This is a genomic window from Pseudoalteromonas sp. B160, assembly GCF_037162485.1.
Classification (GTDB): Bacteria; Pseudomonadota; Gammaproteobacteria; order Enterobacterales; family Alteromonadaceae; genus Pseudoalteromonas; species Pseudoalteromonas rhizosphaerae.
The window spans coordinates 866395-885505 of record NZ_JARLUX010000001.1 but is presented as its reverse complement, the minus strand read 5'-3'; the positions used below and the strand labels follow the sequence as shown (position 1 = coordinate 885505).

18 protein-coding genes and 3 pseudogenes are annotated in these 19111 nt (G+C 40.0%); 14 read left to right on the top strand and 7 right to left on the bottom strand.

The features are described from left to right. Position 1: 1 nt before the first annotated feature. The 9 genes and pseudogenes from P4S61_RS04095 (at position 2) to pdxJ (ending at position 7968) form a co-directional block, all read left to right on the top strand. Complete coding sequence (locus P4S61_RS04095) at positions 2–616, top strand: sigma-E factor negative regulatory protein (RefSeq protein WP_337117816.1); 615 nt, start codon at positions 2–4, stop codon at positions 614–616. Beyond that, the gene (locus P4S61_RS04090) at positions 617–1573 is read left to right on the top strand and encodes a MucB/RseB C-terminal domain-containing protein (RefSeq protein WP_145237603.1); all 957 of its coding nucleotides are present in this window, start codon (positions 617–619) and stop codon (positions 1571–1573) included. It begins immediately after the preceding gene. Positions 1574–1585: 12 nt separating this feature from the next. Then, complete coding sequence (locus tag P4S61_RS04085) at positions 1586–2035, top strand: SoxR reducing system RseC family protein (protein WP_182731875.1); 450 nt, start codon at positions 1586–1588, stop codon at positions 2033–2035. Positions 2036–2104: 69 nt separating this feature from the next. Then, entirely contained in the window at positions 2105–3892 is a 1788-nt protein-coding gene (gene lepA, locus P4S61_RS04080) for a translation elongation factor 4 (RefSeq protein WP_337117815.1), read from the top strand. A 39-nt stretch (positions 3893–3931) separates the two neighbouring features. Next, positions 3932–4867, top strand: a complete 936-nt coding sequence (gene lepB, locus P4S61_RS04075; protein WP_182758783.1) for a signal peptidase I — start codon at positions 3932–3934, stop codon at positions 4865–4867. Further along, positions 4857–5545: pseudogene (rnc, locus tag P4S61_RS04070) on the top strand (ribonuclease III). The gene lepB and the pseudogene rnc overlap by 11 nt, the downstream one beginning before the upstream one ends. Beyond that, positions 5535–6467 (top strand): GTPase Era, encoded by a 933-nt coding sequence (era, locus tag P4S61_RS04065; RefSeq protein ID WP_145237593.1) that lies wholly within the window; start codon positions 5535–5537, stop codon positions 6465–6467. The pseudogene rnc and the gene era overlap by 11 nt, the downstream one beginning before the upstream one ends. A 17-nt stretch (positions 6468–6484) precedes the next feature. Next, positions 6485–7174 carry a DNA repair protein RecO gene (recO, locus tag P4S61_RS04060; protein WP_145237591.1) on the top strand — a complete coding sequence of 230 codons (690 nt, stop codon included), beginning with the start codon at positions 6485–6487 and terminating at the stop codon, positions 7172–7174. A 62-nt stretch (positions 7175–7236) separates the two neighbouring features. Next, positions 7237–7968 carry a pyridoxine 5'-phosphate synthase gene (pdxJ, locus tag P4S61_RS04055; RefSeq protein WP_182758784.1) on the top strand — a complete coding sequence of 244 codons (732 nt, stop codon included), beginning with the start codon at positions 7237–7239 and terminating at the stop codon, positions 7966–7968. Positions 7969–8037: 69 nt separating this feature from the next. Here the strand turns inward: pdxJ and P4S61_RS04050 are convergent, their stop codons facing one another. After that, complete coding sequence (locus P4S61_RS04050; RefSeq protein WP_149980895.1) at positions 8038–8229, bottom strand: hypothetical protein; 192 nt, start codon at positions 8227–8229, stop codon at positions 8038–8040. A 54-nt stretch (positions 8230–8283) separates the two neighbouring features. Next, entirely contained in the window at positions 8284–8457 is a 174-nt protein-coding gene (locus P4S61_RS04045; protein ID WP_145237585.1) for a DUF1328 family protein, read from the bottom strand. A 518-nt stretch (positions 8458–8975) separates the two neighbouring features. On the opposite strand from P4S61_RS04045, the gene P4S61_RS04040 reads away from it, so the two are divergent. The 4 genes from P4S61_RS04040 (at position 8976) to P4S61_RS04025 (ending at position 12734) form a co-directional block, all read left to right on the top strand. After that, the gene (locus P4S61_RS04040; protein WP_182731879.1) at positions 8976–9221 is read left to right on the top strand and encodes an OadG family protein; all 246 of its coding nucleotides are present in this window, start codon (positions 8976–8978) and stop codon (positions 9219–9221) included. Between the two features lie 10 nt (positions 9222–9231). After that, complete coding sequence (oadA, locus tag P4S61_RS04035) at positions 9232–11016, top strand: sodium-extruding oxaloacetate decarboxylase subunit alpha (RefSeq protein WP_182731880.1); 1785 nt, start codon at positions 9232–9234, stop codon at positions 11014–11016. 11 nt (positions 11017–11027) lie between these two features. Beyond that, positions 11028–12158 carry a sodium ion-translocating decarboxylase subunit beta gene (locus P4S61_RS04030; protein WP_337117814.1) on the top strand — a complete coding sequence of 377 codons (1131 nt, stop codon included), beginning with the start codon at positions 11028–11030 and terminating at the stop codon, positions 12156–12158. A gap of 399 nt (positions 12159–12557) precedes the next feature. Further along, on the top strand, positions 12558–12734 hold the full coding sequence (locus tag P4S61_RS04025; protein ID WP_167542971.1) for a hypothetical protein: 177 nt from the start codon (positions 12558–12560) through the stop codon (positions 12732–12734). Between the two features lie 486 nt (positions 12735–13220). On the opposite strand, the gene P4S61_RS04020 is transcribed toward P4S61_RS04025, so the two are convergent. Continuing rightward, on the bottom strand, positions 13221–13646 hold the full coding sequence (locus tag P4S61_RS04020) for a hypothetical protein (protein WP_182734484.1): 426 nt from the start codon (positions 13644–13646) through the stop codon (positions 13221–13223). A gap of 366 nt (positions 13647–14012) precedes the next feature. Beyond that, a pseudogene (locus P4S61_RS04015) lies at positions 14013–15325 on the bottom strand (peptidoglycan DD-metalloendopeptidase family protein). A 150-nt stretch (positions 15326–15475) separates the two neighbouring features. On the opposite strand from P4S61_RS04015, the gene tyrS reads away from it, so the two are divergent. Further along, positions 15476–16675, top strand: coding sequence for a tyrosine--tRNA ligase (gene tyrS, locus P4S61_RS04010; protein ID WP_145237578.1), 1200 nt, complete (start codon positions 15476–15478; stop codon positions 16673–16675). Positions 16676–16738: 63 nt separating this feature from the next. On the opposite strand, the pseudogene P4S61_RS04005 reads toward tyrS, so the two are convergent. The 3 genes and pseudogenes from P4S61_RS04005 to P4S61_RS03995 form a co-directional block, all read right to left on the bottom strand. Beyond that, a pseudogene (locus P4S61_RS04005) lies at positions 16739–17687 on the bottom strand (cobalamin biosynthesis protein CobD/CbiB). A 1-nt stretch (position 17688) separates the two neighbouring features. Next, positions 17689–18396 carry a 5'-methylthioadenosine/S-adenosylhomocysteine nucleosidase gene (mtnN, locus tag P4S61_RS04000; protein ID WP_145237572.1) on the bottom strand — a complete coding sequence of 236 codons (708 nt, stop codon included), beginning with the start codon at positions 18394–18396 and terminating at the stop codon, positions 17689–17691. 102 nt (positions 18397–18498) lie between these two features. Beyond that, the gene (locus tag P4S61_RS03995) at positions 18499–19092 is read right to left on the bottom strand and encodes a DUF2726 domain-containing protein (RefSeq protein WP_145237569.1); all 594 of its coding nucleotides are present in this window, start codon (positions 19090–19092) and stop codon (positions 18499–18501) included. Positions 19093–19111: the final 19 nt, after the last annotated feature.

Below are 19111 nucleotides of genomic sequence, written 5' to 3'. Positions count from 1 at the left end.
TATGACAAAAGCACACGTTAACAAGTTGGATAATCAGCATCTATCCGCATTACTTGACGGCGAACAATCATTAACTGATGAGGTTATTGCCCAGCAAGATGCGGCAACCTTAGGACGTTATGCGCTAATAGGTGACGTAATGCGTGCTGAGTCAGAAGATGCTTTCGTCTTTGATATAAGCGATAGTGTTGCGCAAGCGCTGGAAAGTGAACCAGTTTATGCTGATTTCACACAATCTGCGTCACAACCTGCACTATTGGCTGCCACGGGCACCGATAACGTAGTGGCGTTTAACTGGCGCAAACCAGTTGCACAACTTGCAATTGCAGCAAGTGTTGCCATGTTTGCAATTGTTGGTGTACAAACATTGCCACAAGGTGAAAACTCACCTAGCAATGAAATTCCGATGTTACAAACAACACCAGTAACAGGAATGGCATCACCAGTTAGCTATTCGTCAGAACCCGCTTTACAAAATGCAGAGCAAGGTTTGCGTGAGTTACAGCAACAGCGTATTGGCGCGTTAGTATTAGAACATCAACGCCAAGCACGAGTTGCATATTCATTAGAAAAAGCTCACACTGAGGCGCAAGCCGAAGAGGAAAAAACTAATTAAATGAAAGTAATTACTTTTATTTTGTCGTTGGTATTAATGGCTCCAGCCTTTGCTGACGACGAAAACCCCGCAAAAGAGCTTCTGCTCAAAATGGCTGACGCCGTTCATAATCGTAACTTTGACGCATCATTTGTGGTCGTCAAAGGGAAGACAATGGAACCATATCGTTGGTTGCATGCAAAACAAGGTAATACAGAACTCGAGCATTTGAGCTTACTCAATGGCGCAGGCCTTGAAATGGTTCGTATTGATGATCAAGTTACTTATTTTGAGCCACAGTCTGAACCTTATTCAATAGATACTGATTCTATAGCAGGCCCAATCCCAGAAGTGTTATTCAAAGATGTTGAGCGTTTAAGCCAACATTACGATTTTGTGCTCGGTGGTAAAGGCCGTATTGCAGGACGTGCTGCCCAGCTTGTGCGTATCGAATCAAAAGACGAATATAAGTTTAATTATTGGCTGTGGCTTGATGCAGAGTCATCGCTATTACTAAAATCTGCTTATGTTAATCATGCCGGTGAGATGTTAGAACAACTACAGTTAACTCATATTAGTGTAACCGAAGAGCCCGCTGCGTTATTACTTGAAATGCTAAATCGTAAGTTTCCAACGCCATTACCAGCAGCGGCAATTACTCAACAAGAAGCAAGTACAGAAAGTAATAATTGGCAAATAGGCTGGTTACCGGAGGGGTTTAGTTTGTTAAAATCAGACCGTCATAAGCTTGATTTGAACAATGAACTGACGGATTATTATTTATACTCAGATGGTTTTGTCGAAATTTCAGTGTTTGTACAAAGACCATTACCTGGTCGCAGGCCAAGCGGTGCATTGTCATCCGGTGCCACGACAGTATATGTGCATAATAGCGGTAGTTTTGATGTGTCAGTGGTGGGGAATATTCCAGCAATGACTGCAAAAGCAATTGCTGAATCGGTTGCAAGACCCTTGTAATATAAGCTGATAATGATAGAACAAACCCTTACAGTGGTGTCGATTCAAGGCGCCACTGCGCATTTAGAAGCCCAACAAAAGCAAGCCTGTGAAGGGTGCAACGGCCGTTGTGGTTCTCAAATATTTAGTAAGTTATTTGGCACTGCTAAAAAAACCTTCCCCTATCGCTTTGAAATCCCTGTTGTGGTTGGGCAAAAAGTAACCCTAGCACTGGATGATAGCCACATGGTAAAGCATGCTTTTGCAGTGTATATGTTGCCTTTGGTATTAAGTCTGGTATTTGCGTTAGTGGCTGCTGAGGTTTTTTCTGTGCCTGAATGGTTGCAAATCATTGCCGCTATAGGTGGTGGTTTTACTGGCTTTGGCATTGCTAAAAGCCGAGTGAAAAGCCTAAAGCATGATGTTAAAGTAATAAAAATTCACCCAATTAGCCTCCCTTTAACTCAAATAGATGGTGATTGAAGCCAATTAAATGTAAAATTGCGGCTTTATACACTCAGTCCATTAAAATAGAAGTTTAGAATCCAGTTTATGAAGCATATCCGTAATTTTTCGATCATCGCCCATATTGACCACGGTAAATCGACCCTTTCAGATCGTTTGATCCAAGTTTGTGGTGGTTTAACAGACCGCGAAATGCAAAAGCAAGTATTGGATTCAATGGATATTGAGCGCGAGCGTGGTATCACCATTAAAGCGCAAAGTGTAACTCTAAATTATAAAGCCAACGACGGTGAAACTTACCAACTTAACTTTATCGACACCCCGGGACACGTTGACTTTACTTATGAAGTATCGCGCTCGCTGGCAGCGTGTGAAGGTGCATTATTAGTTGTTGATGCCGGTCAAGGTGTTGAAGCGCAAACTCTAGCGAATTGTTACACTGCCATCGAAATGAATTTAGAAGTAATTCCGGTATTAAACAAAATCGATTTACCACAAGCTGATCCACTTCGTGTAGCCGAAGAAATTGAAGATATTATTGGTATCGATGCCCTAGATGCCGTGCAATGTAGCGCTAAAACAGGTGTGGGTATTGCCGAAGTTCTTGAAATGATTGTTAAGGACGTACCGCCACCAGTGGGTGATAAAGACAAACCGCTACAGGCGCTTATCATTGACTCATGGTTTGACCCGTATCAAGGTGTTGTATCGCTGGTGCGTATTAAGCACGGTGAATTAAGAACGGGCGACAAGATAAAAATTATGTCGAACGAGCATATACACACTGCAGATCAGGTTGGTGTTTTTACACCAAAGCAAACCAACACCGGTATTTTAAGAACTGGTGAGGTAGGTTTTGTTATTGCGGGTATTAAAGAAATACATGGTGCGCCAGTAGGTGACACTATTACCCATCAAAAAAATGCAGCACCTGAGCGCTTACCGAGCTTTCAAAAAATTAAACCACAAGTTTATGCCGGTATGTTTCCAATTGCCTCGGATGAGTATGAATCTTTCCGTGATGCGCTTAATAAACTTAGCTTAAATGATGCGTCGTTATTCTTCGAACCAGAAAATTCAACAGCACTTGGCTTTGGCTTTCGCTGTGGTTTCTTGGGCATGTTGCACATGGAAATCATTCAAGAGCGTTTAGAGCGTGAATATGATATTGACTTAATTACCACCGCACCAACGGTAATTTATGAAGTTGTAACCAAAGAGGGTACGATTCAGATTGATAACCCATCTGATTTACCTGCTGTAAACGATATTTTAGAAATTCGTGAGCCCGTTGTTGAAGCTAATATTCTTGTACCACAAGAGTACTTAGGTAGCGTTATTACGCTTTGTATTGAAAAGCGTGGTATGCAAACTAAGATGAACTATCACGGTAAGCAAGTCGCTGTTACTTATGAACTGCCAATGGCTGAAGTGGTGATGGACTTTTTCGATAAGTTAAAGTCAACCAGTCGTGGTTTTGCCTCGCTGGATTATAACTTTAAGCACTTTCAAACATCAGACATGGTGCGCGTTGATATATTAATCAATGGTGAGCGCGTTGATGCGCTTGCGATTATTGTTCACAGAGACAGCGCGCAATCGCGTGGTCGTCAATTAGCTGATGCGTTGAAAGAACTTATCCCTCGTCAAATGTTTGATATAGCAATTCAAGCGGCAATTGGCGCGCATGTTATTGCTCGTACCACTGTTAAGCAATTACGTAAAAACGTAATTGCGAAGTGTTATGGTGGCGACGTGAGTCGTAAGAAAAAGCTACTTCAAAAGCAAAAAGATGGTAAAAAACGTATGAAGCAACTAGGCAATGTTGAAGTGCCTCAAGAAGCATTTTTAGCGATTCTTAAAGTTGGTAAGTAAGTTTCTTAACCAAATTACGTAAGATAAAGGATTTAATGCATGGCAGGTTATTTTTCAATATTTTTAGTTTTGTTAACTCTAGGCTCAGGCTTAATTTGGTTAATTGACCATTTTATGTTTGCACCAAAAAGGCAGCAACGCTTAGATCTTGCGCAAAGCTCTGCTGGCGGCGAGCTTGATGAAGAAACTGCAGCATTAATTGCGCCAGAACCGACGATTACTGAAACGGCAAAATCAATTTTTCCGATGATTGCGGCTATTACGATTTTTAGATCGTTTATATTCGAGCCGTTTCAAATACCATCAGGTTCAATGATGCCGACACTATTAGTTGGCGATTTTATCTTAGTACAGAAATATTCGTATGGCGTGAAAGACCCTGTTTGGCGCACTCAATTAGTTGATGTTGCAGAGCCTGAACGTGGTGATATTGTGGTATTTAAATACCCATTAGACGAACGTATTGATTATATTAAACGTGCGATTGGTTTACCGGGTGATAAAATCGTTTACCGCGATAAGCGTTTATACATTCAGCCAAATTGCGAGCAAGGACAAACACAGCAAGGTGACTTATTGTGTAATGAATTTAATAAAATTGATATGGAGATCATTAATCGCGATGAATTTAAGCAAGGCTCTATGGATTTAGTCCGGTTAGATGAAAATTTGACTACGCTAAAACATAATATTTTAATTAACCCTGAAGCGCTGGAAATGAAAGGGCGTTACTATCAACAACCAGGTACACGTTCTGATGAATGGGTAGTGCCGGCTGATCATTATTTTATGATGGGTGATAACCGCGATAACAGCCAAGATAGTCGCGTATGGGGCTTTGTGCCAAAAGAAAACTTGGTGGGTAAAGCTGTCTTTATATGGATGAGTTTTGAATTTGAGAATGGCCCAGATGACATTTTACCAGGCTGGGTTCCAACTGGTGTTCGTTTTGAACGCCTAGGTAATATTCAGTAACAATGAAAAAAATGTAACAGAGTTATATAGCAAAATAGGGTATACCTTTATTGATCAAGTATTGCTTGAGCAGGCGATGACCCATCGCAGCCATAAAGGACAACACAATGAACGCTTAGAGTTTTTGGGCGATTCCATTTTAAGCTTTGTCATTGCCAATGCTTTATATAGTAAGTTCCCCAAAGCGCGTGAAGGCGATCTTAGCCGCATGCGTTCAACGCTTGTGCGTGGACAAACCTTAGCTGAATTTGGTTTAGAGTTTGGCCTAGGTGATTACTTACGCTTAGGGCGGGTGAACTTAAAAGTGGTGGTTTTAGACGTGAATCAACTTTAGCTGATGCGGTTGAAGCAATTATTGGTGCGGTATTTTTAGATGCTGGCATTGATGTTTGTGGAGACTTGATTTTGGCGTGGTACGAATCTCGCCTTGATGCCATTTCGCCAGGTTTAAACCAAAAAGATCCTAAAACATTACTACAAGAATACTTACAAGCCCGCAAATTACCTTTGCCAGGCTATACTGTAGTAGATACTAAAGGTCAGGCACACAATCAAACGTTCACGGTTGAATGTATTGTTGAAGGTATGGATAGCATCATCTCAGTTGGCAGTTCTCGTCGTAAAGCTGAACAAAAAGCCGCTGAAAAAGCGTTGAAGATACTTAAAAATGAATCTTGATACATTGATCCAACCGCACACGCGTGATTTAGATACTTTTTGTGGCATGGTCGCTATTGTTGGCCGCCCAAACGTTGGTAAATCTACCTTGCTTAATGAAATTATTGAGCAGAAAGTAAGTATTACCTCGCGTAAACCGCAAACCACACGCCACCGTATTATGGGTATTCATACTGTAGGTAAGCACCAAGCCGTGTATGTTGATACACCAGGCCTGCATGTTGAAGAAAAGCGTGCCATTAACCGTTTAATGAACCGTGCTGCTTCAAGTTCATTAGGTGATGTTGAGCTAGTTATTTTTGTTGTTGAAGGTACTCATTGGAATGCTGACGATGAAATGGTGCTTAACAAAGTAAAGCAAAATGGCAAACCAGTATTACTTGTGATGAACAAAATTGATCAAGTAAAAGACCGTGACCTTGTGCTACCGCATATGAAGTGGTTAGGCGAAAAGTTTGATTTTGTTGGCATTATGCCAGTATCTGCGACTCAAGGTAAAAATATCAACCTGATCAAAGATGAAGTAACTAAGCGTTTACCACCGTGTGAATTTTACTTCCCTGAAGATTACGTAACAGATCGTTCAATGCGCTTTATGGCAGCCGAAGTGATCCGTGAAAAGTTGATGCGCTTTATGGGTGAGGAGCTTCCTTACTCAGTTACCGTTGAAATTGAGCAGTTTAAATGGCAAGAAAATGGCATTTGGCATATCAATGGCTTGATTTTAGTTGAGCGTGAAACGCAAAAACGTATGGTTATTGGTAATAAAGGCGAAAAGCTTAAAGTGATTGGCCGCGAAGCCCGTAAAGATCTCGAAGAAATGCTTGATAATAAAGTGTTTTTAGAACTTTGGGTGAAGGTTAAATCAGGTTGGGCTGACGACGAGAGAGCACTTCGCAGTTTAGGCTATGGTGAAGATTAATAGCCTAAGCGATATTTATGGATAGCGACTTCTACACGGCATATTTATTACACCGACGTCCTTTTAGTGACTCACAAGTAATGCTTGATATGTTAGTAGAAGGCGTTGGCCAGTTGCGCATGCTGGCGCGAATTAGCGGTCGCCAAGCAACAAAATACAAAGCTCAGTTACAACCCTTCCAAGCTTTACTGGTAAATTATACCGGTAAACACGACCTGAAATATATCCAACGATTTGAACTACATGGCACGCAATCCACACTAGTTGGGGATCAGCTTTATTGTGGGTTTTATCTAAATGAACTAACCAACCGCATTGTACCAATTAATGAACCAATTGATCATGCCTATCAATTGTATAAAACTCACCTACAACAGCTTAACCAGCACCCTAACTTACAAGCTGTATTACGTTCTTATGAATTTCAATTATTAGAATTATTAGGCTATGGCGTTGACTTTAGTTTTGATGCCGCAGGCGATCCAATTTCGGCAGAGCAAACGTATAGTTACTTTGCTGAATACGGCTTTGTTGCCCAAGAAAATCAAGGCAGTGGCTTTTCTGGCGCGCAGTTAAATGCAATTGCAGCTCATGACTTTAGTGCGCCGGATGTGTTATATATGGCAAAACAATTAAGTCGTCATTTAATGAAGCCTTTATTAGGCAAAAAACCATTAAAAAGTCGCGAGCTGTTTATATCCAAATAGTTTGGGTATTCACCAACAATCTTAATACGGTATTTTTAACCGTTATTTTTACAGGTAAAAAAATGAAAGATATTCTTTTGGGTATAAACGTTGATCATATTGCTACCTTACGCCAAGCTCGGGGTACAAGTTACCCAGATCCAGCACATGCTGCGAGTGTTGCTGAGCATGCTGGCGCTGATGGGATCACTATTCATTTACGTGAAGACCGTCGTCACATTCAAGATCGTGACGTGTATGTGATGGCTAAAACAATCCAAACACGAATGAACCTTGAAATAGCGGTTACAGATGAAATGATTGATATTGCTTTAGATGTTAAGCCAGCTTATGTTTGCTTAGTACCAGAAAAACGCGAAGAGTTGACCACCGAAGGCGGTTTAGACGTTGTTGGTAATCTAGATAAGATTAAAGCCGCGACAGCAAAATTAACTGACGCCGGTATTAAAGTATCGTTATTTATCGATGCAGACAAAGCACAACTAGATGCAGCTAAAGCCTGTAATGCCCCTTATGTTGAAATTCATACTGGCGCTTATGCGGATGCGCAAACTGATACCGAGATACAAAAACAACTTGAGCATATTCATCAAGGTGTAAAGTATGCAGCAAGTTTGGGTTTGATAGTAAACGCCGGCCACGGTCTTCATTATCATAACGTGAAACCGATTGCTGCTATGAAAGAGATTTACGAACTAAACATTGGTCACGCAATTATAGCGCGTGCAGCCATAGATGGATTAGATAAAGCAGTACGTGACATGAAGCGACTAATGCTAGAAGCGAGAGCTTAATTTTAACTTCTCTTAAAATGCAAAAAACGACTCAAAAGAGTCGTTTTTTATTATTTGTATCTAACTGGATTAACAGTTAGTTTCTTTAGCGTTAACGCCTTCTTTTACTTCTTCACAGGCGTCTTCTACTTTGTTTTGTACGTCGGTTACAGCTTCATCGATGCGTTCACCGGCCTCTTCTGCATGATTGTCTTCACAACCCATGATAAAAAAACTAGCGAATAAAGCGATCACAGCAGTTTTAATAGTTGTCGATTTCATAATGTAATTCCTTGTAAAATTAATAAATGTGTTGTTATTTAAAATAAATTGTTATCACTTAGGGACATTGCCGCGCAACGCACCTGAAACGAGTGAAATAACTAACAATACAATAAAGATAAAAAAGATAATCTTAGCAATTCCTGCTGCGGCACCTGCGATACCACCAAAACCTAACACTGCAGCAATAAGCGCAATAACTAAAAATGTAATTGTCCAGCGTAACATTGTCGTCTCCTTGGTTTGTTAATTTGTTCAGAGTAAATAATGCCAGTTACATGCCATGTGTTTAAATCCTTTATTATCAATAGGATAGTGTTTATTTTATTTATTTTCATGAATTAGGTGGGAATTATTTACAGCTTTATCTGTAACTTATACTCGGCGTCCTGAAAAATAAATATTTCAGTATGATTTTTTGGTAAGACCAATTTCATGTTGAGTGCTTTTTCATTAATTTAACAGTTGTTGAGTAGTTCGGTTGGTAAGTTATTAAGGTGCAGATTAGATTTCACTTATAAGTTATAGCTATATTCAGTATTTTTATCATCTATATCCTATTAAATTATAGTAAAAAGCAGTGTGTTAACTTTGCTGAAGATATGTTAGCTTTATATTAATTGGTTTTACCAATTTACAAAGTGTTGGACTTGGTCTGTTTCTTTGATATGATTATTGCATAAATATTTAAATAAAGTGATTTTTTACCTATCTTTCGGGTGGGTAAGAATACTCAGGGGGGCAGAATGGATATAGGTCAATTACTTGCTACTGCAGCAAACTTAATGCTCACTGGGATGGTGGGAGTTTTCGTTTTTCTTTCGTTGTTGATTGCAGCAATTACCGCTATGTCTAAATTAGCGAGCCGCTTTGAACAGCCGGTTGTAATGCCAACGCGCACACCATCGATCAAAGCACCCGGTGTACCAAGTGAACACATCGCTGCGATAAGTGCTGCCATAGCTCAGTACAAAAATAAACAAAAACTATAAGGGATGACTTGTGGCTAAATTAAAATTAACAGAATTAGTACTTAGAGACGCGCATCAATCATTATTAGCAACGCGTATGCGTTTGGATGACATGCTACCGATTGCACAAAAATTAGATGATGCAGGTTACTGGTCGATCGAATCATGGGGTGGGGCTACTTTTGATTCATGCATTCGTTATTTGGGTGAAGATCCTTGGGAGCGTATTCGTGCTCTTAAAAAAGCTATGCCAAATACTAAACAGCAAATGTTATTACGTGGTCAAAACCTTTTAGGCTATCGTCATTATGCAGATGATGTTGTTGAAAAATTTGTAGAGCGAGCGCACAAAAATGGTGTTGATGTGTTTCGTATTTTTGATGCGATGAACGATGTTCGTAATCTTGAAACGGCTATTAAAGCTGCGATTAAAGTTGGCGCACATGCACAAGGTACAATTTCGTACACAGTAAGCCCGGTTCATACACTTGATATGTGGTTAACGCTTGCCAAGCAGCTTGAAGAGTTAGGCTGTCATTCAATTTGTATTAAAGATATGGCTGGTTTGCTTAAACCATACGATGCAGAAGAGTTAATCAAAGCGTTAAAAGAAACAGTCTCTATCCCAATTGCAATGCAGTGTCATGCCACAACAGGTTTAAGTACTGCTACTTACCAAAAAGCGATTGATGCAGGTATTGATATGCTTGATACCGCAATTTCATCAATGAGTATGACTTACGGACACAGCGCAACTGAAACGATTGTATCGATTGTTGAAGGTACTGAACGTGATACTGAGCTGGATTTAAATCAACTCGAAGAGATTGCTGCTTATTTCCGCGATGTTCGTAAAAAATATGCCGCGTTTGAAGGCAGCTTAAAAGGTGTTGATGGCCGTATTTTATTAGCGCAAGTGCCTGGTGGCATGTTAACTAATATGGAAAACCAGCTTAAAGAGCAAGGTGCTGCGGATAAATTGAATGAAGTATTACTTGAGATCCCACGTGTACGTGAAGACTTAGGTTATTTACCGTTAGTTACACCAACATCACAAATTGTTGGTACACAAGCAGTATTAAATGTATTGACGGGCGAGCGTTATAAAACTATCACCAAAGAAACTGCCGGAGTGCTAAAAGGTGAGTATGGCGTAACTCCTGCGCCGATGAATAAAGAATTACAAGAGCGCGTACTTAATGGCGCAGAAGTCATTACTTGCCGCCCAGCTGATTTATTGCAACCAGAACTAGAAATACTCCAAGCTGAGTTATTAAAAGAAGCAAAAGAGCAAGGCTTAAGCTTAGCGGATGAGCAGATTGATGACGTTTTAACGTATGCATTATTCCCACAAATTGGGTTGAAATTCATTAAAAATCGTAATAACCCAGATGCTTTCGAAGCTGTACCAAGTGCTGAATCTGCTAATAAAGAACAACCAGTTAGCAATAAAAAAAGTAACAGCAACACAGTAAAAGCAGAGCAGTACAGCGTAAAAGTAGATGGTAAAGTTTATGATGTAGTGGTTGCACAAGGCGGTGAGCTTAAAGAAGTAACACTTAAAGATAGTGAGCATATTCCACAATCGGCGTCAGTTGCTTCCGGCGAAACACTTAACGCTCCACTTGCTGGTAACATCTTTAAAATCAAGGTGAAAGCGGGTCAAACGGTAAATGAAGGCGATGTAGTGATCATCATGGAAGCGATGAAAATGGAAACTGAAATTCGTGCAACCCACACCGGTACTATTGCTGAAATTCTTGTTGCTGAAGGTGATTCAGTGGCAACGGGTGACGCTATGATAGCACTAGCTTAGGAGCTCAGAGGATGGAAGCATTATTAAACCTCTGGCAAGCAACAGGTATTGCTAATTTTACATTTCCTGCGCTTATTATGATCGCAGTAGGGTGTTTATTGTTGTATCTGGCAATTGCGCGCAACTTTGAGCCGTTATTATTATTACCAATTGGCTTTGGGGCAATATTAACAAATATCCCCGTAGCGGGCTTATCAGACCCTGGTGGTTTGCTGTATTACGTTTATCATATTGGGATTGATACCGGTGTATTCCCATTATTAATATTTATGGGTGTTGGTGCACTCACTGATTTTAGTGCCTTGATAGCTAATCCTCGTATGTTATTGCTAGGTGTTGCAGCTCAGTTTGGTATTTTTGCAACCTTGTTTGGCGCAATTTTACTAAACTATGTACCAGGTTTTGAGTTTTCTTTACAAGATGCGTCAGCAATTGCGATTATAGGTGGTGCAGATGGCCCGACGGCAATCTTCTTAGCCTCAAAACTTGCTCCTGATTTATTGGGTGCTATCGCCGTAGCTGCATACTCATATATGGCGTTGGTGCCAATTATTCAGCCGCCAATTATGCGGGCTTTAACCACACCAGAAGAACGTAAAATTCAAATGCCACAGTTACGCACCGTATCAAAAAAGGAAAAAATTATTTTTCCGTTAATGGTATTGAGTTTAACGATTTTGTTTTTACCTGCAGCAACGCCACTGGTAGGCATGTTCTGTTTAGGAAACTTGATGCGAGAGTCTGGTGTGGTTGACCGTTTAAGTAATAGTGCACAAAACGAGATCATAAATATCACCACTATTTTCCTTGGTTTAGCTGTAGGCTCTAAGCTTGCTGCAGATAAGTTTTTAACCGTAGAAACAATTGGTATTTTGGTACTCGGCGCCTTGGCTTTTGCAATTGGTACAGCTTCAGGTGTATTTATGGCAAAAGGTATGAACAAGTTCTCTAAATCACCAATCAATCCACTCATCGGCGCGGCTGGTGTATCAGCTGTGCCAATGGCTGCACGCGTAGTTAATAAAGTGGGTCTGGAGAATAATCCGCATAATTTCTTATTAATGCATGCAATGGGACCAAATGTTGCGGGAGTACTGGGTAGTGCTGTGGTTGCAGGTATCTTGTTAGCGCTGGTAGGTTAAATAAATCATTAAACTATACCCAGCGAGCTGAGTATGGTGAGGTAACTTTTACTTCCAACCGACTGCGCAGTATTTACTGCGCTTTTTTTGCGCTTAGGGTCTGTTGACCTTTCAGGGTTAAAATTTGCTCAAACTAGGGGCGATTTAATCACGGCGCGAGATTTGTAACCTAGTGGGCTAAGTAAAAATCGAGCAACAAAGAGTTAATCGCCCCTAGGCAGAACCCTTCGGGCAGCGCGTGTTTGGCATTTATGCCGCGTTATCTCCTATTTATGGGGAATAACCACACTACATAGGCTCTGCCTTGCCTAAAAACCAAACGCGCAGCTGCAAATTTAACCTCGAAAGATAAACAGACCCTAGGTATACTCGATAGATATTTTATTAAATAGGAATGGTATGAATATCTTCGTGATTTTAATTTCACTGTTTGTTGCATTAATCATTCTTGTGCCACTACTTGAAAAGTATCAGTCTAAAATGGGCCTAGATGGTGCGACTAAATATGCCAAATACATCTGGCCATTAGTGATGATTTCATTGGTTGTGCAATTGATTTATGTGTTGGTGAGATAGAGCGTAGCCGTCAGTTTTAAGATTCAGGGCAGCTAGAAGCAGTAAGTTGCCCAGCGTTAAAATTGCCTGCGTAGGTTGTGGTTGAACACCCCGAAACCCAACGAAAAATATCCTGCCAGTCTGCATCAATGCACAGCATTATCGGATGTCTTAAATGCAATAACTGACGATTCATGAACCATTATGTGTGAAGTCAAACTTTTAGCTTGTACTATTTAGCCTCAACAGGTTTAAAATCATCGATAGATATTTGGATACATATTCAGCATGAGAAATAAATCGCTTCTCCGTCCTTGTTGTCCTACTTATTCAATAAATTTCATTGCTGTTGCAAGTGAGTTTGCAGATGAAGTACTTAACATGTTTTTTGACTAATAAGTCATGTAATTCTTGGTTGTCTAGTTTCATACAGAATCATTGATGGGGGCACAATGACAAAGCCAGTCAAAACTAAACGTAGCAAAAGGGTTCCGTATGACAAACTTGTTAGGCATCTGCAAGGTTATTGACACGAATAGCTCCCATGTGAAGCCCGTATACAATTGAGAGTTTACTTTTGGTGTTATGAAAAAATATCATATAGGCAGTGTTATTTGGCTCACCATACTCTTCCTTGCTGCCGTAATATTCCAAAAACCAATTAAGCTTCTCCGCCTTTTCATTCTCACTGCTATTAAACTGATCTGTGAGATAGTTTATGTATGAAACCCTATCATTCGCAAAGCCTACGTGAATACGAGTTACGTCATTTTCAACAACAAATTCAAAATCTATGTCTTTTTTACTTGAATCTTCAATCCTTTCTACTGATGAGAAAGTCGATAGCTTTCTGAATACTTTATCAGGAGTTAAATCCAACTCTATGATTGGGAATTCGGGCTCAAACTTTACCTTTTTGAAGATGTTAAACATAGGGTTGCCTAATAATTTTATCTACGACATTTGTCGTTTTATAAACCGACAAATCTCCATATTACGATGTATTTATCTTAGTCATCAAATAAACAGCTGTATATAATTAGTAACTTCGTTTCACTTTTCTAAATGCAGCAATACACCCAAATGGTAGAGAGCAGTAACATTGGACAAAATTCAAGCTGCTATTGATGTATACAGTTAGTTGCTGATTAGTTTTGTTTTATTGTAAATTAACGCGTGACTATTTTATCGGGGTCAGAACACACAATCTTATGGCTTATGGCTTATGGCTTATGGCTACAGCTCCACAAAAAAACCGTTGCTATTGGCATAGCAACGGTTTTATATTTTCTGGCCGCTTTACTTAAGCGCTAACTGTAGCTCTCGGTTGCGCTCTAGCTGCGCTAAGAAGTTATCTGCTATTGGTTTAAACTTAGCAAGCTCGTCGCGAGGCAGAGGCTCTGACTTCGGTAACTTAACCGTTTTAGGGTTACGGTGAACGCCGTTAACTAAAAACTCGTAGTGTAAGTGCGCGCCTGTTACACGACCGGTGGAGCCGACAGTACCAATTTTTTGACCTTGCTTAACTTTTTGACCCGTTTTAACTAGTTTCTTGTTAAGGTGTAGGTATTTAGTGACGTACTGTGTGCCGTGACTAATAAATATATAGTTACCATTATACTTACTGTAACCAGCTTTAATTACTTTACCATTACCAGAGGCAACTACTGGCGTTCCAGTACGAGCTGCGTAGTCAATCCCACGGTGTGCTCTTACTTGTCCTGTTACAGGGTGTAAACGACGCGGATTAAAGCTTGAGCTAATATATTTAAAGTTAACTGGTGCACGTAAAAATGCTTTTTTCATACTACGCCCTTCAGGCGTGTAAAAAGTACCATCGCTGTGACGGATAGCCGCGTAACGTTGACCTTGGTTAATAAACTCAGCGGCAATAATTTTACCTGTGCCAATAAACTCGCCATCAACATAATGCGATTCATAGATTAAACCAAATTGATCGCCTTTACGGATATCATTGGCAAAATCCACATCCCAACCGAATATATCAGCAAAGTTCATTATTTGCCGTTCACTTAAACCAGCAGCAATACCTGAGGTCCAAAAGCTGTTAGTAATTTCTCCGCCTGTTGATTTAGTTAATGTTTCAATTTCTTTACTATCAATAGACGTATCGTAGTTACCTTCTTCATTTAATGTAACGAACAGGGTATCTGTTTTTGAAATCACATAACGTAACTGTGCCAAAGAACCATCTTCGGCGGTAGCAAAGCTTAATGTTTCACCAGGGTGAATTTTACTAAGTTTACGTGTTTCTGCATTGGTATTAAGCAGTTTATGAACGGTTTGCGCCGAGAATCCGGCGCGTTTGAAAATAAGTGCTAAATTGTCACCGTTTTTAACTTCGAAATCGATGAGATCGTATTCTGGGAGTTTTGCTGCATCTTCTTGCGAATTTAATTCAGTTAATTGCTCAACGTCATCAACTTTAATTTGTAATTCGTAGCGCTTGCCAATTTCTAACGCATCAGCGCTATTGTCTTTAGAGGCGGTGGCTTTTTCTGAAGGAATGAGTGTTAAAGCAGCAATAGCAGAAACCAAGCCTAAAATAAGCAATTTGTGTTTTTTGGGAGAGTGTGCACAACGCGAACCATAACGTGCCTTTTCCTGCTGTCAAGATAATTAATCACTAATATTGCAGGATATACTTAATAAAGCGTTAATACCAGTGTTTTGTAGATTTAAACTGGCGCGGATTTACGCTAGAATCACCAGACTGACTGAATTTTTTGGAGTAATACATAGTGGACTTACAAACCGCTCTAGCAGAGATAAAACGCGGTGCTGAAGAAATATTAATTGAAGACGAGTTAGTCGAAAAGCTAAAGTCTGGTAAAAAGCTAAAGATCAAAGCTGGTTTTGATCCAACTGCACCTGACTTACACTTAGGTCACACTGTGCTAATTAATAAAATGAAAACCTTCCAAGACTTAGGTCATGAAGTGATTTTCTTAATTGGTGATTTCACCGGTATGATTGGTGACCCAACGGGTAAAAATGTAACTCGTAAGCCACTAACCCGTGAAGATGTATTGGCAAATGCTGAAACATATAAAGAACAAGTATTTAAAATTCTTGATCCGGCTAAAACCACGGTTGCTTTTAATTCAACTTGGATGGAGAATTTAGGCGCTGCAGGTATGATCAAGCTAGCAGCACGTCAAACGGTTGCTCGTATGCTAGAACGTGATGATTTTAAAAAGCGTTACGCTGGCGGACAATCAATTGCGATTCATGAGTTTTTGTATCCATTAGTGCAAGGTTGGGATTCAGTTGCGCTTGAAGCTGATGTTGAGCTCGGTGGTACTGATCAACGCTTTAATCTATTAATGGGTCGAGAGCTACAAAAAGACGAAGGCCAAAAGCCACAAACCGTATTAATGATGCCTTTACTTGAGGGCACTGACGGTGTGCAAAAAATGTCTAAGTCATTAGGTAACTACATTGGTATTACTGATGCCCCTAACGATATGTTTGGTAAGATCATGTCTATTAGTGATGAGCTGATGTGGCGTTATTATGATTTGCTAAGTAGCTTATCAATTGACGAAATTGCTGCGCTTAAAGAAAAGGTTGCACAAGGTACTAATCCGCGTGATATTAAAATCGATTTAGCAAAAGAAATGATTGCTCGTTTTCACAGCGATGCGGCAGCTGTTGGTGCGCATGAAGATTTTATTAAACGTTTTCAAAAAAATGCCTTACCGGATGATATCCCAGATATGACTGTAACGATTGATGAAGATACCGTATTTATTACTAACTTGCTTAAAGAAGCAGGCTTAGTTGCGAGTACATCAGAAGCTATGCGAATGATCAAACAAGGCGCAGTTAAAATCAATGGCGAAGAAAAGGTCACTGATACTAAGCTTGAAATTGCAAAAGGCAGCACAGCTATTTATCAAGTTGGTAAGCGTAAGTTTGCAAATATTACCTGTGCTTAATAGGTAAAGAATGAAAATTCAGTTTTAAAAACCAGCTTCGGCTGGTTTTTTACTCTTTGTGATCTACAACATTGTTTTAATGATTTCGATGCCAAATATAACCAGTAACCAAAAGCCACGCGCTTGATTTAGCCGATTGATCAATACAGTAATATCATCAGCCTGCGGTAAACGTTCAGTACCAATACGCATTTTATCAAATCGAGTATCTTGGTATATGGCAGGGCCACCGAGTTGCACACCAACAGAGGCCGAACAACAACTTAATAACCAGCCACTATTTATTTGATAAAAATGTCGTCCATAATGCTTGATATAATGAATGCTCAATTTACTGGCTTTACTTGCTGCAATAGTCAGCGCCAATATCCGCGTAGGTAACCACTCAAGAATATATAATAGCCAACTAAGTGATTTTAAAAATGGGCTATTAGGCATAATATCTTTTGCGCCAAGCTTGGTGGATCAAAGTCAGTAAGCGATAAGCCAGTGCAGCCATAGGGCCAAATAGTAGATAAAAGAAAATAACGCTAAAGTAATGACGAGCAACTCTTAAGATCAGCGTTTCCATGATAGCTTTGCAAAGACCTGGGCCTGATAATTTATCTACCTGACGAGCAAGTAGCGGTTTTAATAACTCTCGGGCTGTAGACTTTTGATTTTGTTTAACGAGTCGTGCAATGCGCAGCGCTTTACTTTCTACACTTCGCCACTCTAGGCTGAGGTATAAAATTAACCCAGCTAATAGTTCAGGGTAATAGGCGAATTCAAGCAGTAAGACTACCAAGGTCATGATCACTAAAATGACTAAGGTGAAACACAACGAGGATGACAAATATTGGTAACTTGCAGGTTCACTCTTTCGAAAAACGCGTTTCCCAAGAGCTCTAAATACCGCAGTTAAAAATGTATTTGGGTGATACCAGCTTACCAAAGGTAAAAAGCGCTCAGCAAGGAGCGCTAATATAAATACAATAAAGTCCAAATGTTGCTGAACTAAATTGAGTAACACGTTAGAGCGTTACCGTAGTCAGCTTTTCTAGTAATGCGACCACCATTTTTGATGAGTTTATTGAAGCGGTTTCTAGGTATTCTTCAAATGACTGTGGTGACTCTTTACCTGCAATATCAGACATTGAACGGATCACTACAAACGGTGTAGCTAAAGAAAAGCATACTTGTGCAATGGCAGCGCCTTCCATTTCTACAGCTAACATAGTAGGGAAGTCCGCGCGGGCTTTATCAATACGCACCGGATCACACATAAATGAATCGCCAGTACAAATTAAGCCGATCAGGGTCTTCACGTCACTGATGCTTTCAACACTTAGTTGTGCAGCCTCTATTAATTTAGGGTGAGCGGCAAAACCAGCAGGCATCTGTGGTACTTGGCCAATTTCATAACCAAAAGCGGTTACATCAACATCATGATGACGTACCTCAGATGAAATTACCACGTCGCCAACACTCAGAGATGGATCAAAACCACCGGCAGAGCCTGTGTTGATCACACAGTCTGGTTGAAAATTATCAATTAATAACGTTGTTGCAATACTAGAGGCGACTTTACCAATACCTGATTGCACTAAAGTCACAGTGTTACCAGCTAATTCACCTGTATAAAAAGTGAAACCTGCTTTAGTTAGAATTTGTGGATTTTGCATTGCTTCACGCAAAATTTTAACTTCTGGCTCCATCGCGCCAATAATACCGACATTCATAATTTTAAATTCCTCTAATTAGATGTTTAGATTATACGTGAAGTTAGCGATAAAAAACAAAAATGCGAGCTTAAAAGCTCGCATTTTATCGTTTAAGAAAACTTATATTTCAGCTAAAGCTGTGGAATGGGCTTTAGCTTGCGAAGGAGATAGTACCGCCGGCTTAGTAACACGGTTGCGTGTCGGGCGACTACTTTGTGCTGTCGGCTTGCCAAGCTTAAACATAATTGCTTCGCGTACTTCTGATGGCCGATAGCCAGATTTAACTTTCATACGGATATGTGGAATGCCAGCAGCTTCAAGTGCACCATTAACAAACCAGTCTCGTTGTGCTTTATGACCATCTTTATTGGCGTTGTTTACTAAGTCAACCGCTGCCACAATCGTCATCTTTTCTTTATCAATCAGCACATAATCCAGTTGTTTGTTTTTTGCTTTAGCGATTGCAGCACGTTTAGCTTTAGCAGATAAACCTTTTTTACAATCGATGATATCGATTAATTTTACACGGCTAACAATTTTATATTGATCGCCTACAGCACGTTCTAAAAGGTTTAAGAATGAGCTTTCAACTTGCGTAAATACACTGGTTTTACGCGTGAATGGGTAAGGGTTTCCGCCATCATCGGTAAACTTTGACGCAACAACAGATGCCCCTACGACTAATACTAAAATTGATAATAAAGCGAATTCCATACGGTAACTCCACAACAAC

Coding starts and splice junctions, on each gene's coding strand:
- pdxJ (WP_182758784.1), top strand. CDS start 7,237: ATGAAAGATATTCTTTTGGGTATAAACGTTGATCATATTGCTACCTTA.
- P4S61_RS04025 (WP_167542971.1), top strand. CDS start 12,558: ATGAATATCTTCGTGATTTTAATTTCACTGTTTGTTGCATTAATCATT.
- P4S61_RS04095 (WP_337117816.1), top strand. CDS start 2: ATGACAAAAGCACACGTTAACAAGTTGGATAATCAGCATCTATCCGCA.
- mtnN (WP_145237572.1), bottom strand. CDS start 18,396: ATGAATGTCGGTATTATTGGCGCGATGGAGCCAGAAGTTAAAATTTTG.
- P4S61_RS04050 (WP_149980895.1), bottom strand. CDS start 8,229: ATGAAATCGACAACTATTAAAACTGCTGTGATCGCTTTATTCGCTAGT.
- P4S61_RS04030 (WP_337117814.1), top strand. CDS start 11,028: ATGGAAGCATTATTAAACCTCTGGCAAGCAACAGGTATTGCTAATTTT.
- P4S61_RS04085 (WP_182731875.1), top strand. CDS start 1,586: ATGATAGAACAAACCCTTACAGTGGTGTCGATTCAAGGCGCCACTGCG.
- P4S61_RS04090 (WP_145237603.1), top strand. CDS start 617: ATGAAAGTAATTACTTTTATTTTGTCGTTGGTATTAATGGCTCCAGCC.
- recO (WP_145237591.1), top strand. CDS start 6,485: ATGGATAGCGACTTCTACACGGCATATTTATTACACCGACGTCCTTTT.
- P4S61_RS04040 (WP_182731879.1), top strand. CDS start 8,976: ATGGATATAGGTCAATTACTTGCTACTGCAGCAAACTTAATGCTCACT.
- P4S61_RS03995 (WP_145237569.1), bottom strand. CDS start 19,092: ATGGAATTCGCTTTATTATCAATTTTAGTATTAGTCGTAGGGGCATCT.
- era (WP_145237593.1), top strand. CDS start 5,535: ATGAATCTTGATACATTGATCCAACCGCACACGCGTGATTTAGATACT.
- P4S61_RS04045 (WP_145237585.1), bottom strand. CDS start 8,457: ATGTTACGCTGGACAATTACATTTTTAGTTATTGCGCTTATTGCTGCA.
- lepB (WP_182758783.1), top strand. CDS start 3,932: ATGGCAGGTTATTTTTCAATATTTTTAGTTTTGTTAACTCTAGGCTCA.
- P4S61_RS04020 (WP_182734484.1), bottom strand. CDS start 13,646: ATGTTTAACATCTTCAAAAAGGTAAAGTTTGAGCCCGAATTCCCAATC.
- lepA (WP_337117815.1), top strand. CDS start 2,105: ATGAAGCATATCCGTAATTTTTCGATCATCGCCCATATTGACCACGGT.